The 15,578-nt window shown below is 76.2% G+C and carries 12 protein-coding genes; 10 read left to right on the top strand and 2 right to left on the bottom strand.

What is annotated here, in order from left to right:
- Positions 1–98: 98 nt before the first annotated feature.
- From ABZ806_RS35865 to ABZ806_RS35820, 10 genes are read left to right on the top strand one after another with little or no spacing between them, the layout of a single operon-like run.
- Positions 99–1,058, top strand: a complete 960-nt coding sequence (locus ABZ806_RS35865) for an ABC transporter permease (RefSeq protein ID WP_500222263.1) — start codon at positions 99–101, stop codon at positions 1,056–1,058.
- A complete protein-coding gene (locus ABZ806_RS35860; RefSeq protein WP_500222260.1) occupies positions 1,055–1,957 on the top strand; it encodes an ABC transporter permease in 903 nt (300 codons plus the stop codon). Before ABZ806_RS35865 ends, ABZ806_RS35860 begins: the two co-directional genes overlap by 4 nt.
- Positions 1,954–2,982, top strand: coding sequence for an ABC transporter ATP-binding protein (locus ABZ806_RS35855; protein ID WP_500222256.1), 1,029 nt, complete (start codon positions 1,954–1,956; stop codon positions 2,980–2,982). Before ABZ806_RS35860 ends, ABZ806_RS35855 begins: the two co-directional genes overlap by 4 nt.
- Positions 2,969–4,003 carry an ABC transporter ATP-binding protein gene (locus ABZ806_RS35850; protein ID WP_500222253.1) on the top strand — a complete coding sequence of 345 codons (1,035 nt, stop codon included), beginning with the start codon at positions 2,969–2,971 and terminating at the stop codon, positions 4,001–4,003. The genes ABZ806_RS35855 and ABZ806_RS35850 overlap by 14 nt, the downstream gene beginning before the upstream one ends.
- A 15-nt stretch (positions 4,004–4,018) precedes the next feature.
- On the top strand, positions 4,019–4,486 hold the full coding sequence (locus ABZ806_RS35845; protein WP_500222250.1) for a RidA family protein: 468 nt from the start codon (positions 4,019–4,021) through the stop codon (positions 4,484–4,486).
- Complete coding sequence (locus ABZ806_RS35840) at positions 4,483–6,060, top strand: N-acyl-D-amino-acid deacylase family protein (protein ID WP_500222247.1); 1,578 nt, start codon at positions 4,483–4,485, stop codon at positions 6,058–6,060. The genes ABZ806_RS35845 and ABZ806_RS35840 overlap by 4 nt, the downstream gene beginning before the upstream one ends.
- 48 nt (positions 6,061–6,108) lie before the next feature.
- Positions 6,109–7,020: an IclR family transcriptional regulator gene (locus tag ABZ806_RS35835; protein ID WP_500222245.1), complete on the top strand. Its 912-nt coding sequence runs from the start codon at positions 6,109–6,111 to the stop codon at positions 7,018–7,020.
- Positions 7,017–7,844 carry an amidohydrolase family protein gene (locus tag ABZ806_RS35830; protein WP_500222242.1) on the top strand — a complete coding sequence of 276 codons (828 nt, stop codon included), beginning with the start codon at positions 7,017–7,019 and terminating at the stop codon, positions 7,842–7,844. The genes ABZ806_RS35835 and ABZ806_RS35830 overlap by 4 nt, the downstream gene beginning before the upstream one ends.
- Positions 7,841–8,941 carry an alanine racemase gene (locus ABZ806_RS35825; RefSeq protein WP_500222239.1) on the top strand — a complete coding sequence of 367 codons (1,101 nt, stop codon included), beginning with the start codon at positions 7,841–7,843 and terminating at the stop codon, positions 8,939–8,941. The genes ABZ806_RS35830 and ABZ806_RS35825 overlap by 4 nt, the downstream gene beginning before the upstream one ends.
- A 52-nt stretch (positions 8,942–8,993) precedes the next feature.
- The gene (locus ABZ806_RS35820; protein WP_500222235.1) at positions 8,994–10,589 is read left to right on the top strand and encodes a sialidase family protein; all 1,596 of its coding nucleotides are present in this window, start codon (positions 8,994–8,996) and stop codon (positions 10,587–10,589) included.
- A gap of 47 nt (positions 10,590–10,636) precedes the next feature.
- On the opposite strand, the gene ABZ806_RS35815 is transcribed toward ABZ806_RS35820, so the two are convergent.
- Both ABZ806_RS35815 and ABZ806_RS35810 read right to left on the bottom strand, forming a co-directional pair.
- The gene (locus ABZ806_RS35815; RefSeq protein WP_500222232.1) at positions 10,637–10,831 is read right to left on the bottom strand and encodes a hypothetical protein; all 195 of its coding nucleotides are present in this window, start codon (positions 10,829–10,831) and stop codon (positions 10,637–10,639) included.
- Positions 10,832–10,853: 22 nt separating this feature from the next.
- The gene (locus ABZ806_RS35810; RefSeq protein ID WP_500222228.1) at positions 10,854–15,524 is read right to left on the bottom strand and encodes an HAD-IC family P-type ATPase; all 4,671 of its coding nucleotides are present in this window, start codon (positions 15,522–15,524) and stop codon (positions 10,854–10,856) included.
- Between the last annotated feature and the right edge of the window lie 54 nt (positions 15,525–15,578).

Below are 15,578 nucleotides of genomic sequence, written 5' to 3'. Positions count from 1 at the left end.
GGGTTGCCTGTAGCTTGATTGGGCCTGGGGCGTGGCGCGGGGGGGGGCGGGGGGGGGGCGCCCCCGGCCCGGCCGCCATCGACGAGAGGAGGTGAGGCGTGGCGGCCTACGTCATCCGGCGCCTGCTGGTGAACGCGTTCGTGTTCCTGCTGATCAGCGTCGGGATCTTCGTGCTGGTGCGGGTCGCGCCCGGCGACCCGGTCCGCATGATGGTCGACCCCGAGCAGATGCGCGGCGGCGGCCAGGCGTTCATCGAGGCCAAGCGGCACGAGCTGGGCCTCGACCGGTCGATCGTCGTCCAGTACGGGAGCTGGCTGTCGGGGGCGCTGCACGGCGACTTCGGCTACTCCTACGTCGGGCACCGGCCCGTGTCGGCGGTGCTCGGCGAGCGGCTCGGGCCGACGCTGCAGCTGATGGGCGCCGCCCTCGCGGTCGCGCTGGTGGTGTCGGTGGCGCTCGGCGTGGCCGCCGCGGTGCGCCGCAACACGTCCATCGACTACGGCGCCACCGTCCTCGGCCTGGCCGCGGTGTCGGTGCCGCCGTTCTTCCTCGGCATCGTCGGGATCTACCTGTTCTCCCTGAAATGGGGGGTGCTGCCGTCGGCCGGGATGACCACGCCGGGCGGCGGTGGTCCCGCCGACCAGCTCCGCCACCTGGTCCTGCCGGGGCTGATCCTTGCGTTCGTCACCGCCGGGCCGTTCACCCGCTACGTGCGCGGCGGCCTGGTGGACGAGCTCGGCGCCGACTACGTCCGGACGGCCGAGGCCAAGGGCGCGTCGCGGGCCCGGGTGGTGCTGCGGCACGCGCTGCGCAACTCGCTGATCCCGCTGATCACGGTGGTGATGTACCAGATCCCGCAGATGCTGGCGGGCGCGGTGGTGATCGAGCAGGTTTTCGCCTGGCCCGGCATGGGGCAGCTCGCGGTCAGCTCGATCGGCCAGCACGACTACCCGGTCATCGTCGGGTTCGCGCTGTACGTGGCGGTGCTGGTGCTGCTGTGCAACCTGATCGCGGACGTCCTGTACGCCGTCGTCGACCCGAGAGTGAGCCTGCGATGACCGCGACGAGGGTTCCGCTGGAGAAGGCGCCCGCCGGCCGGGAGCCGGCCGCGTCGGCGTCGCCCCGGGCGCGGGCGGTGCGGCGGTTCCGGCGCAACCGGCTCGCCGTCGCCGGGAGCGTCGTGCTCGGCGCGGTGGTGCTGGCGTCGCTGCTGGCACCGTGGATCGCCGCGCACCCGAACGCGGTCGACCTGGACGCGGTGCGGCAGGGGCCGTCCGGCGCGCACTGGTTCGGCACCGACACCTCCGGCCGCGACGTGTTCGCCCGCACCCTGCACGCGGGGCGGGTGTCGCTGCTGGTCGGGCTCGCCGCCGCGCTCGGCGCCGTCCTCGTCGGCACGCTGTTCGGCTCGGTCGCGGGGCTGTTCGGCGGCATCGTGGACAGCGTGATCATGCGGATCGCCGACATCGTGATGTCGTTCCCGACCGTGGTGGTCATCCTGGTGCTCGCCGGGATCGTCGGGCCGAGCGTGACCGTGCTGATCGTCGCGATCGGGCTGACGCAGTGGCCGGTCGCGGGCCGGGTGGTGCGCGGGGTGACGTTGTCGCTGCGCGACCGCGAGTACATCCAGGCCGCCGAGGCGTCCGGGGCGAACGCGTGGTGGCTGATCCGCACGCACATCGTCCCGGCGGCGCTGGCGCCGGTCACGGTGACCGGCACCCTCGCCGTCGCGCAGGCGATCATGCTGGAGACCACCGCGTCCTTCCTCGGGCTCGGCGTCCGGCCGCCGCAGGCCAGCTGGGGGAACATGCTGAACGACGCGCAGAACCTGACGCTGATCCAGACGATGCCGTGGCTGTGGATCCCGCCGGGCATCGCGATCGCGGTGACGGTCCTCGCCGTCAACTTCGTCGGGGACGGCCTCCGCGACGCCGTCACTCCGGGAGGACGCACATGACCGCGCTCACGAAGCCGGGGCCCGAGAGCGGGCCGCTGCTGGAGATCGAGGACCTGGTCGTCGAGTTCGCGGGCGACGAGGAGACCGTCCGGGCCGTGGACGGCGCCGGGTACACGGTCGCGCCCGGCGAGACGCTCGGCGTCGTCGGCGAGTCGGGATCGGGCAAGAGCGTCACCGCGATGTCCGCGCTCGGGCTGATCCGGCCGCCGGGCCGGGTCGTCTCGGGCCGGGTCGTGTTCGACGGGTCCGACCTGCGCGCGATGCGCCCGCGCGAGCTGCGCAGACTGCGCGGCGGCCGGATCGCGATGATCTTCCAGGATCCGATGACCGCGCTGAACCCGGTCGTCACGGTCGGCGCGCAGATCCGCGAGGCGCTGCGGCTGCACCAGCCGGGCCTGTCGCGGGCCGCGGCGCGCGAGCGGGCCGCCGAACTGCTGGCCCTCGTCGGGGTGCCCGGCGCGGAGCGGCGGCTGAGGCAGTACCCGCACGAGTTCTCCGGCGGGATGCGGCAGCGCGCGATGATCGCGATGGCCATCGCCAACGACCCCGACCTGCTGATCGCGGACGAGCCGACGACCGCGCTGGACGTGACCGTCCAGGCGCAGGTACTGGACCTGCTGCGGCTGACCCGGCGGGAGACCGGCGCCGCCACCGTGCTCATCACGCACGACCTCGGGGTGGTCGCCGAGCTGGCCGACCGGGTCGTGGTGATGTACGCGGGCCGGGTCGTCGAGCACGGCACCGTCGCGGCGATCTTCGACGCGCCCCGGCACCCGTACACGCGGGGGCTGCTGGACAGCCTGCCGTCGCTGGACGGCGACGCCGGCGAGCTGACCCCGATCCCCGGGTCGCCGCCGCTGCCGGGCGAGGTCGCGCAGGGGTGCGCGTTCGCGCCCCGCTGCCCGATGGCGCGGGACAGGTGCCTGGTGGAGCGTCCGGAGCTGACCCAGTCCGGGCCGGGGCGGGCGAGCGCCTGCCACTTCCACGACGAGATGGCCGAGGAGGAGAGCGATGACCGAGCTTGACGCGGCGCGGCCGGATCGGGCGCAGCCGGAGGAGGTCCTCGGCGTCACCGGCCTCACCAAGCACTTCCCCGTGCGGTCGGGGCCGCTGCGCCTGCAGACCGGCAGCGTCCACGCGGTCGACGGCGTCGACTTCTCGCTGCCGACCGGGCGCACCCTGGGCCTGGTCGGCGAGTCCGGCTGCGGCAAGACGACCACGGGACGGATGGTGGTGCGGCTCCTGCAGCCCACCGCCGGGCGGATCGTCGTGGCCGGGCGGGACGTCACCGGCGTCCGCGGCGCCGAGCTGCGCGCGCTGCGCCGCGACCTGCAGCTGGTGTTCCAGGACCCGTACGCGTCGCTGTCGCCGCGGATGACCGTCCACGACATCATCGCCGAGCCGCTGCGCGTGCAGGGCCGCTACGACGACGGCGGCCCCGAGCGCGTCGCCGGGCTGCTCGACATGGTGCGGCTCGCGCCGGCGCACGCCCGCCGGTACGCGCACGAGTTCTCCGGCGGGCAGCGGCAGCGCATCGGGATCGCCCGCGCGCTCGCCCTCGGCCCGAAGGTCCTCGTGCTGGACGAGCCGGTCAGCGCGCTGGACGTGTCGATCCAGGCGCAGGTCGTCAACACGCTGCGGGAACTGCAGCGCGAGCTGGGCGTGGCGTACCTGTTCATCTCGCACGACCTGTCGGTGGTGCGGCACGTCTCGCACGAGATCGCGGTGATGTACCTCGGGACGATCGTGGAGCGCGGCACCCGGGACGAGATCTTCCGCAGCCCGGCGCACCCGTACACGCAGGCGCTGCTGTCGGCCGTGCCGCGCACGCGCCCCGGCGCCCGCGAGGGCCGGGAGCGCATCATGCTGACGGGGGACGTGCCGAGCCCGATCGACCCGCCGTCGGGGTGCCGGTTCCGGACCCGCTGCTGGAAGGCGCGGGACATCTGCGCCACCGAGACGCCGGCGCTCACCGACCGCGACGGCGTCGGCCATCCGGCCGCCTGCCACTTCGCCGAGCCGGCCGACGTGCTGGCCACCGCCTGACCCCGAGGAGCGATAGTGCACGACGCAGACCAGCGGCTGGACGCCTCTCCCCTGGAGCCGGGCCCCGCGGGGGGACGGCCGCCCGTCGCCGCCGTACGCCGTTCCGGTGCCGTCCTGATCGCCTCCGGGCAGGTCGCCGCCCGCGACGGGAGACTGATCGCCGAGGGGCGCGTCGGTGACGGCGTGTCGCTCGACGCGGCCCGTTCCTGCGCGCGGCAGTGCGCCCGCAACGTCCTGACCGCCGTCCGGGACGAGCTGTCCGGGCTCGGCGCCGTGGACCATGTCGAGACCGTGTCGGTGTGGGTGGCGTCCGCGCCGGGGTTCACCGACCAGCATCTGGTCGCGGACGCGGCGACGGCCCTGTTCACCGAGGTGTTCGGCGACGATGCCGGACGGCACGCGCGGGTCGCGCTCGGCGTCGCCGCGCTGCCGACCGGCAGCCCGGTCGAGGTGCAGGCCACGTTCCGGCTGCGCACGCCATGACGGACCTGCTCATCACCGGCGGGACGCTCGTCGACGGCACCGGGGCGGCGCCGCGCCGCGCCGACGTCGCCGTCGAGGGCGGCCGGGTCGAGGCGATCGGCGACCTGGCGGGACGTTCCGCCGCGCGGGCGATCGACGCGTCCGGGCAGGTCGTGGCGCCCGGGTTCGTGGACGTCCACACCCATTCCGACCTGACGCTGCTGTCGAACCCGCGGGCGCACAGCGCCGTGCGGCAGGGCATCACGACCGTCGTCGTCGGCAACTGCGGCCTCGGAGTCACGCCCATCGCCGCCGCCCCGTCCGAAGGCCCCCGTGCCCCCCGCGACCACCGTGAGGCCCTGCGCGCCGCCGCCGGATACCTGGACCTGGACCCGTCCGTCCGCTGGGACTGGAGCGATCTGCCCGGCTACCTCGCCGCGCTCGACGCCGCGCGCCCGTCGGTGAACGTGGCGGCGCTCGTCGCGCACACGCCGCTGCGCGCGGCGGCCGTCGGGTTCGGCGACCGTCCGGCCGGCGCCGCCGCGCTCGACCGGATGCGCGGCCTGCTCGGCGACGCGCTCGCGGCGGGCGCCGCCGGCGTCTCCACCGGCCTGGTCTACGCGCCCGTCTGCTACGCCCGCGAGGACGAGCTGGAGGCGCTCGGCCGCACCGCCGCCGCGCACGGGAGGCTGTTCGCCTGGCATGTCCGCGACTACGCCGACGGGCTGCTCGACTCCGTCCGGCAGGCGCTGCGGGTCGCGGCGGTGACGGGCTGCCGCACCCAGGTCTCGCACCTGGTCGCGGTCGGGCGGCGCAACCACGGCTCGGTCGCGCGGGCGCTGGAGCTGATCGACGCCGCGCGGGACGCCGGCCTGGACGTCGCCTTCGACATCTACCCCTACCTGGCCGGGAACGCGCCGCTGTCGCAGCTGCTGCCCGCGTGGGCGCAGGAGGGCGGCGAGGGGCCGATGCGGGCCCGGCTCACCGAGCCCGCCGTCCGCGCCCGCGTCCGGGACGCGTGGCGCGGCATGCCGAACGCGTGGGACGACATCGCCGTCGGCGGGCGCACCCTGCCCGATCTCGCCGCCGACGCGGGCACCGACCCGCCGGAGGTCGCCCTCGACCTGGTCGCCGAGCACGGCAACGGCGTGCAGATGGTGGCGGGCGGGCGCAGCGAGCGCGACCTCGCCGACGCGCTCGCGCATCCCGCCGGCGTCATCGGGTCCGACGGCCAGGCCCTCGACCCGGACGGCCCCACCGGGCACGGCACGCCGCATCCCCGCTCGTTCGGCTGCTATCCGCGGCTGTTCGCCGAGTACGTCCGGACGGGCCGGATCGGGATCGCCGAGGCCGTCCGCAAATGCACGTCCGCCGCCGCCGAGCGGGCCGGGCTCGCCGGGCGCGGGGTGCTGCGCGGCGGGGCCGCCGCCGACATCGTCGTTTTCGACCCCGGCCGTATCGCCGATCGGGCTACGTTCACAGCACCACAGCGGTATCCGGAGGGGATCTCCGCGGTCGTCGTCGGCGGCCGGACCGTGGTCGAGGACGGCGCGCACGGCGGCGCCCGGCCCGGCGAGATCCTCCGTATCCCCTGAACGCGCATCCCTTGCACCGCGCTTTCCCCGAACGGAGACGAGGCACCCATGGAAACAGCCCGAGGGACGGGGTCCGGGACACGTCCCGCGGCCCGCCGCCGCAACGTGGACGACGACCGGCCCGCGGCGGCCAACTACCACGCCAACGCGCTCGCCCGCGGCCTGGCACTGCTGGAACGGCTCGCCGCGCGCGGCGGCACGCTCACCCTGAACGACTTCTCCACCGGCACCGGGCTGCCGAAGAGCACGCTCGTCCGGCTCCTCGCCGTCCTGGAGGAGATGGGGTACGTGGTCCGCGCCGACGAGCGCCCCGCCTACCGGCTCGGCCACAAGACCCTCACCCTGTCGACCGCGTACCTGACCGGGCTGGACCTGTCCCAGGTCGCGGGCGGGCACCTCGCCGAGGTCGCCGACGCGACCGGGCAGACCGCCAACCTCGGCGTGCTGGACGGGCGCGAGGTCCTGCACGTGTGCGTCCGCGAACCCGACCGGCCGATCCGCTTCCACACCACGCCCGGCACCCGCGACGCCGCGTACTGCACCGGGCTCGGCAAGATGCTGCTCGCCGGGCTCGACCCGGCCGACCTCGCCCCGCACCTGCCGCCCGAGCCGTTCCCCGCCCGCACCGAGCACACGCTGACGACCGTCGCCGCGCTGGCCGCCGAGCTGCGCGCCACCGCCGAGCGCGGCCACGCCCTGGACGACAACGAGGGCAGCGTCGGCCTGCGCTGCGTCGCCGCGCCGGTCGAGGTGGACGGCGCCTGCGTCGCCGCGCTCAGCGTGTCCGGGCCGTCCGCCGAGTTCGACGGCGACCGCCGCGACCGCTACCTGGACCTGCTGCGCGCCGCCGCGGCCGGCCTCGCGGCCGACGCCGACGTCGTCGCCGCCCTGGAGTTCCTGCGCTCGTCCCTGCGCTCGTCCCCGCGCGCCGACCCGCCCCGTCCCCGGGAGGATTCTTGATCGACTTCCACACCCACTGCCAGCGGCCCGAGCACTGGGGCCACGAGTGGGACGACCACTGGAAGCCCGTCTACGGGCGCGGCGCCCACGCGTTCACCGCCGCCGACTACGACCGCGCCATGGCGGACGTGACGGCCGCGTGCGTGTTCGGCATCCGCGCCACCGCCGCCGGGGTCCTCACGCCGAACGCCCACACCGAGGAGTTCTGCGCGGAGACCGCCACCGAGACGATCGGGTTCATGGCGCTCGACCCCACCGACCCGGACGTCCTCGACCAGCTCGCCGACGGCGTCGCGCGCGGGCTGCGCGGCATCAAGCTGTACCCGGTGCTGGCGCTGTTCGACCCGCGCGACACCCGCCACGACCCGTTCTACCGGGCCGCGGCCGGCGCGGGTCTGGTCGTCCTGTGGCACATGGGCGCCACCCCGAGCCCGGCCGGGGACCTGTCGGTCAGCAACCCGCTGGTCGTGGACGACGTCGCCCGCCGGCACCCGGACCTGGTGCAGATCATCGCGCACCTCGGGCACCCGTGGCAGCGCGAGACGATCGTGACGCTGCGCAAGAACCGCCGCGTGTACTCCGACGTGTCGGCGTCCTGGGCCCGCCCGATGGACGGCTACCTGGCGCTGGCCCGCGCGCAGGAGTGGGACGTGGTCGACAAGCTCGTGTTCGGCTCCGACTTCCCGCTCTGGACGCCCGCCGAGGCCGTCGCCGGGCTGCGCGAGATGGTCGGGCGGCGCCCGTCCGGCTTCCCCGAGATCAGGAAGGAGACCGTCGAGTGGCTGCTGGACGGCGACCCGCGACCGCAGATGGGCCTCGCATGACGGCCCTCGACTCGCTGCCCACGCCCGCGCTCCTCGTCGACCAAGCCCGCATGGAGGCCAACCTGGCCGCCATGTCCGCCGCGATCGGCGCCGCCGGGGTCGCGCTGCGCCCGCACTTCAAGACCTCCAAGTGCCTCGCGGTCGCGCGCCGCCAGCTCGCCCACGGCGCGATCGGCTTCACCTGCGCCACCCCGGCCGAGGTCGAGCTGCTCCAGGACGAGGGCGTCGGCGACGTCCTGTGGGCGCACCAGCCGGTCGGCCCCGCCAAGGTCGCCTTCGCCGTCCGGGCCCTGGCCCGAGGCGGGCTGACCATCGCGCTCGACTCCCTCGAAGCGGCGGAACCGCTCGCGGCGGCGGCCGCCTCCGCCGGCGTCGCCGTCCCCTTCGTGCTGGAGGTCGACACGGGCCTGCACAGAGCCGGCGTCGACCCCGGCCGCGCCGTTGCGGCCGCCGCCGCACTCACCGCCCTGCCCGCTTTGGAGCTGCGGGGCGTCCTCACCCACGAGGGCCACCTGGCCGCGCACGGCCCCGACCGCGCCGGTCTGGAGGCGGCGGGCGACCTGGCCGGACGCACCCTGGTACAGGTCGCCGAAGCCCTGCGCGCCGAAGGCCACGCATGCCCGCTGGTCTCGGTCGGCTCGACACCCGGCGCCACGTCCGCGCCGTTCGCCGCCGGAGTCACCGAAGCCCGCCCCGGTACCTACGTGTACTTCGACGCCAACCAGGTCGGCCTGGGGAGCGCCCGGATCGAGCAGTGCGCGCAGACCGTCCTGACCCGCGTCACGAGCGCCCAGCGCCCCGGAACCGTCATCATCGACGCGGGCATCAAGGCGATGAGCTCCGACACCATCGCGACCGCCGGAATCCTGGGCATCGTCTGCGACCCGTCCGGCCGCCCCCTGGAGGGCATCGACTTCACCGCCGGAAACGAGGAGCACGGCTACCTGACCGGCCCGGGAACGTCCGGCCTCCGGGTCGGCGACCTACTCCGGATCGTCCCCAACCACGCTTGCGGCACCACCAACATGTGGAGCGCACTGCATTTCGTGGACGGCGACCGGGCGGTGGCCAGCCATCCGATCGAAGCGCGCTATTGAATGCGCTGCGAGCGTTGACATGGAATGGTATTCCGTGTTGCATCCGGGAACTATGCGACTCCGTCGAAGTACCGCCATCGCCCTGACCGCACTGCTCGCGCTCGGATTCTCCGGCGCCGTGGCGCACGCGGCCCCGTCCATTCCCTCGTCCCCGGACCGGCCCGACGTGATCGTGGCCCAGGCCGCGCCGGGCAAGAAACTGCATTTCCCGAACATGGAGCGGCTGAACGACGGGTCCCTCGTCGCGGTGGCCCGCGAGGGCACCGGCCACACCGGGCAGGACGGCCGGCTGCTGATGCTGACCGGCACGGACGGCGGCCGCACCTGGTCGGCGCCGCAGACCGTGCACGACTCCCGCTACGACGACCGCGACCCGATGATCACGCAGCTGCGGTCCGGCCGGCTGCTGCTGAGCTGGTTCCAGATCGACTACTCGGTCTCACCGGCCGAGCCGATGGGGGTGTTCGTCCGGCACAGCGACGACGGCGGCGCCACCTGGTCGGAGCCGGTCGCGGTGGAGACCTCGCTGAGCGGCGAGTCCGACATCGTCGACACCTACGAGCTGGGCTGGGCGGCGAGCCACGGGCAGATCAAGGAGCTGCCCTCCGGCGAGCTGATCGTCCCGCTGTACGGCACCGTCCCCGACGACCGCTGGCAGCGCGCCACCGTGGTGCGCAGCCTGGACGGCGGTGCGTCGTGGCACGCGGGCACCGAGTCGCTGATCGCGTCCGCGCAGGGCACCCACTACCAGGAGCCGGTGCTCACCGTCCTGCCGGACGGGACGGTCCACGCCCTGCTGCGCGTCGGGACGGCGGCCTCCACGATGGGCGCGGTCAACTCCCAGGAGTCCTGGTCGCACGACGGCGGACGCACCTGGACGGCACCCGCCGAGATCGACCTCGTGACCTCCTCGGCCCATACCGAGGTCCTGCGGAACGGTGACGTCTTCCTCGCCTACGGCGACCTCTCCGGGCACTTCACCGAGCGGCGCGGCACCGTCGGCGCCGTCCTGCGCGACCCCGGCCGCTCGTGGACCGGCGCGCCGCGTGAGCTGGTGTACGACTCGGGGACCGGCGACCAGGCCAACCCCGCCGTCGCCGAGGTCCGTCCCGGCCGGGTCCTCGTCCTCGGCTTCGACTCCGCCAAGCGGCAGTTGGTCGGCGACTTCGTCGACGTGGCCGGCATCCGCGACGAGCCCGTCGACCCGCGCCGCGTCGACCTGGCCGCGCTGCACGCCGCGGGCCGCCTCACCGTCGACACCGATCTCACCTACACCTCCCCCGGCCGCCCGAACGTGGGACCGGCCGGCCCGATCGACGGCGTGGTCGGCTACTACGACGCCGCCTGGAAGGCCGGCGCGGCACCCGCCCGGTACACCGTCACCTTCGATGGGCCGCGCCGCGTGGCAGAGGCCGGCGTCGCCCTCAAGCCCGGCTACGCCGAAGCGGCGACGATCAGGGTGCGCACCCCGGACGGCACCTGGCGGACCGTCGGCGACCTCGACGACCGGATCCGCTACGGCGACGACCTCACCTGGTTCCGGGTCGGTCCCGGCACCCCGATCGACGCCGTCCAGGTGGAGATCACCCAGTCCAGCGGCTGGGCGGTCCTCGCCGAACTGGGCCTCCGCTCCCCCGCCGGCCGTTGATCTGATCACGCCGCCACGACGGGGCCCGCATGCGCGCCTCTTCCCCGTCAGCGGAGGTAGATGAGGCCGTCGATGCCCACCTTGGGGCGGCCCTTGGTGCCGGCCACGACGATCTTGATGGTGTGCTTGCCGCTGGCCGTCCAGGTGCGGCCCCGGGTGAGCCGGCGGTTGGCGGTGGACGAGGCGCGGGTGTCGAGGGTGCCGATCTTGGCGCCGTCAGCCTCCGTCCATGGCCGAGCCATGATCAGGAGCGCTGCGACCGCGCTAAGTGGCACACATGTCCGGATGGCCGGTGGGGCCGACCCTCTGATCGTGATCGCGGCCGGTAGTGGACGGGAGGAGGCGGGGGGCCACGGCGGCGGCGACCGTCGCGGCCGCCGCGGAGAGGATCACCACCGTCCAGGCGCCCGGGCCCAGCGGGGTGCAGCCGAAGAACTGGCTGATGCCCGGCGTCTCGACGATGGCGAACAGCGCGGCGGCCGAGACCGCGCAGGTGGCCAGCAGGAGGGGGCTGTGCCAGCGGGCGATGAGGGTCTGGCCGAGCTGGGCGCCGACCAGGGCGGCCAGGCCCATCGTGGAGGCGCGGCCGCCCGGGACGATCGTGCCGAGCCGGCCGATGTGCCAGGAGGCCAGGGCGGCGGCCGCGGTGGCGGTGCCGCGCACGGCCAGGACCCGGCCCATGTCCTGCCCGGTGAACCCGCGGACGGGCGCCGCGCCGAGCGGGGGCGCGGCGTCCGGCCCGGGGGCGGCCGGGGTGATCGCCACGGCGAGCGACGGCAGCATGTCGGTCAGCATGTTGACGACCAGGAGCTGGCGGGTGCTGAGCGGCGCCCGCCCGCCGAGGGCCGTGCCGAGGACGGTGAAGGCCACCTCCCCCGCGTTGCCGCCGACGAGGATCGCGGTGGCGTCGCGCACGCTGTGCCACAGGGCGCGGCCCTCGCGCAGCGCGTCCAGGATGAGCGCGGTGTCGGGCGCGGTGAGGACGAGGTCCGCCGCGGAGCGGGCGGCGCCGGAGCTGCGGCCGGCGACCGCGATGCCGACGTCGGCGCGGCGGATGGCGGCGGCGTCGTTGGCGCCGTCGCCGGTCATCGCCACCACCCGTCCGGCCTTGCGCAGGTCCCGCACGATGCGGACCTTGTGGGCGGGCGAGACCCGGGCGAAGACCGCGGCGCGCTCGACGGCCCGGACCCGGTCGGCGGCGGGCATCGCGTCGAGCTCGGCGCCGGTGACGACCCGGTCGGCGTCCGGGATGCCGAGTTCGGCGGCGACGGCCGCGGCGGTGTCGGGATGGTCGCCGGTGATCATGGTGACCCGCACGCCCGCCTCGTGCAGCCGCTGCACCGCCTCCTGCGCGGTGGGGCGCGGCGGGTCGGCGATGCCGACGAAGCCGAGCAGGGTGAGGTCGGCGACGCGGTCGGCGAGCTCGCCGCGCGGCGCGGCCACCGGGTCGGGGACGGCCCGCTCGGCGATGGCGAGGACGCGCAGGCCCTGCCCGGCCAGCCGCCGGACCGCCGCGGCGGCGGCCCGCCGCCGGGCGGCGGTGAGCGGCGCGTCCGCCCCGGACCGCGCGGGGATCCGGGAGCACTTGGCCAGCAGGACCTCGGGCGCGCCCTTGACCGCGATGACCGCGCGGTCGCCGTCGTGCCCGAGGGAGGCGGAGAAGCCGCGGGTGGTCTCGAAGGGCAGTTCCTCGTCCAGCCGCCACCGGCCGTCGGGCGGCAGGGTCGCCGCGCGGTCCAGCACGGCCCGGTCGGTGGCGTGCGGGGCCTTCCGGCCGCCGGGCGGCGGGCAGGCGCGCGCGGCGGTCCGCAGGATGCGGCGGCCCTCGTCGCCGGTGAGCGGCAGCGGGCGGGCCGGCCCGGCCGCGCGGACGAGGCGGAGCCGGCCCTCGGTGAGGGTGCCGGTCTTGTCGAAGCACAGGGTGTCGACCCGGCCGAGCCCCTCCAGGGCGCGGGTGGAGCGGACGAGCACGCCGAGGCCGGACAGCCGCCGGGCGGCGGCGAGCTGCGAGGCCGTGGCGACGAGCGGCAGCCCCTCGGGGACGGCGGCGACGGCGACCGCGACCCCCGATTCCAGGGCCCGGCGCAGCGGCAGGCCGCGCAGCGTGCCGAGCACGGTGACGGCCGCTCCGCCGAGCGCGGTCGCGGGCAGGGCCTGGTGGGTGAGTTCGGCCAGCCGCGCCTGCATGCTGGCGGAGGTGTCGGCGGCTCCGGCGAGCGCGGCGGCCCGTCCGGTCTCGGTGGCGTCGGCGGTGGCGACGACGAGGGCGACGGCGCTGCCCGCGACGACCGTGGTCCCCTCGTAGACCATGCAGTGCCGGTCGGCGGGGTCGGCGCCGGGGGACGGCTCGACGCTCTTGTCGACGGGGACGGACTCGCCGGTCAGCGTGGCCTCGTCCACCTCCAGCGACTCGGCCCACAGCAGCCGGGCGTCCGCCGGGACGACGTCCTCCGAGCGCAGCAGGACGAGGTCGCCGGTGCACAGGCGGTCGGCGGTCACCCGGTCGCTTCCGGCGTTGCGGAGCCGCGCGAAGTCCGGCTCGCCGGCCGGCGGCCGCGGCACCGCCGACACCCGCCGGGCCTGGATCCGCTGGCCCAGCATCAGCTCCCCGAGGGCGCGCTCGGCCCGCATCCGCTGGGCGCCGCCGATGAGGGCGTTGCCGGTCATGACGGCGGCGACCAGCGCCGCGTCCACGCTGGAGCCGATCACCGCCGAGGCCGCCGCGCCGAGCGCGAGGATCGGCGTCAGCGGGTCGTCGAGCTCCTGCCGGACGGCGGCGGCGAGGCGCAGCAGCGTCCCGGCGGGGCCGGTCGCGGGCCGGCGCGGCGGCGGCGCCTCCGCCTGCCCGGCCGCGCCGGGGACCAGCCGCCGGTACGCCTCGTCCGCGGTGAAGACGTGCCAGGCGTCCCGGACGATGGGCGGCGGCAGCGGGCGGTGGTTCAGCCGCCGGGCGCTCAGCGCGTTCGCCAGCATCGCCGACAGCGCGGCGGCGTGGACGGGCGGGACGTCCTGCCAGGAGCCGGTGAGGCGGCGCAGCCTCCCCGGTCCGATGCGGCGGCGGCGCCGTCCGACGATCAGCAGCGCGCCCAGCGCGGACGCGCTCAGCGCGAGTTGCGCGGACCGGTGGGCGGCGCGCCGGGCGAACGGGACGGCCGTCAGCAGCCGCCACGCCTCGGCCAGGCCGGGCCCGCAGACGAGGTCGGCGCGCCAGTCGGCCAGCCCGTGCCCGCGCAGGACGCTGACCCCGACGTCGGCCGCGTCGAGCGCCTCGTCCTGGCCGGAGGCGATGGCGAGGACCCCGTGCCCCTCCTCCTGCAGCTCCCGCACCGACCGCGCCAGGTCCGCGACGGCCGTGGGGGTGTCGTCGCCCCAGGCGAGCAGTTCCCTGGTGCTGGCGTGCTCGGTGAGGACGACCACGTCGGCCGCCTCGTGCGCCGCCGACAGCAGCGCCTCGGCGAGGCGGTCCAGCGAGCAGCCGACCCGGATCCGGCCGCACCGCACGCCCCCGTCGTCGAGCAGGTCGAGGGTGACGCCGTCCGGGTCGGCGGGGCCGGCGGACGGCGCGTCGGCCGCCCGCTCCAGCCGCCATCCCGCCCCCGGCCGGCCGGGCTCGGGCCGCTGCGGCCACGGCCCCGGCCGCGCGAGGTCGTCGCGGCCGTACCCGGCGAGCACTCCGCCGGCGAGCCGCCACACGTCCGCGTCGTCCAGCGCGCCGCTCGTGGAGACCGCCGACAGCAGCCGCGGCTCCCCGTCGCACAGCACCGCGGAGTCGATGACGACCGCGTCGACCCGGTCGAGCCGGCGCAGGGCCCCGGGGTCCAGGACGACCACGCCGCGGCGGGAGAGGTCGTGCCCCAGCACGGCGGCGAACGCCTCGCGGCCGGACCGCGCCGCCTTCGGCACCGTCGCGAGCAGCATCTCGGCGACGGCGGACGGGTCGTGGGTGCCGGCCATGACGCCGGCGGCCCCGAGCAGGTCGGCCAGCGCGGTGCGGTTCGCGGCCCGCTCCACCGGCCCGTCCGGCAGCGGGCACGGCCGCTCCGCGGGGGTGCCGCAGTCCTGCGGCAGGCGGCCCGCCACCGCCAGCTGCGGCTCCCGGCGCCGCCACGCGTCGCGGCGCGCCCGGATCTCGTGCAGCTGGAAGGCGCGGTGCACGGCGTCGGTGGCCACCGGCGCGACGCCCTGCCCGGCCCCCTGGACGATCGCGTTGGCCGCGCCGAGCAGGGCGTCGGCGCGGAGCCCGCCGAGCCGCCGCTCCAGCGCGGACCGCAGCTGCGGGACCGAGTCGGCCAGCGCCACCGCCGCGCGCACCGGGCTCGGCACCGGCGGCAGGAGCAGCAGCCGGCCGGCCAGGGCCGCCGCGGCGCCCGCACAGTCGGTCGCCAGCGCCGTCACCGCGGCCGTCCGCGCCATCTCGTCGTCCGGCCGGCGGGCGTGCGCGGAGTCGTCGAAGCCGCCGGGCCGGTGGGCGTCCTCCACCTCCTGGACGGCCTGGACGAGGGAGTCCAGGTCCACCGAGCCCTGCGCGTAGGAGACGAGGACGTGGCCCGCGACCGCGTTGACCTCCGCCCAGCGGACGCCGTCCACGCGCCGCAGCGCCTCGGTCAGCGCCCGCGCGTACCGCCGGTGCCGCGGCCCGCCGCCCGACAGGCCCTTCGCCTGGATGTGCGCCCGCCCACCGTGCGCCCACACCCGCCGGGCGGGTCCCCCGGCGGCGAGGACCGCAACGGAGCCGGCCGCCCGGCGCACGCCCGTGCCGAGGTCGCCGATCCCGTGGGCGGCGCCCGCGGCGGCCCGCGCCGTGGTGCGCACCCCGGCGGCGGTCGTGCGCGCTCCGAGCGCCGCGCCGTGGAGGGCCAGTCTCGACGCCGTGTCCGCCGCCGCGACCGGCACGGAGAGCGCCGTCCTGGCCAGCGACATCCCCGGAATCCCCACCGCCCGCTCCTCCGACCTGCCGTAACCCGAGACCGACCAGGCATCCCGAGTACC

It is taken from the genome of Spirillospora sp. NPDC047418 (assembly GCF_040643275.1).
Classification (GTDB): Bacteria; Actinomycetota; Actinomycetes; order Streptosporangiales; family Streptosporangiaceae; genus Spirillospora.
This window is presented reverse-complemented; position numbering and strand designations above follow the sequence as displayed.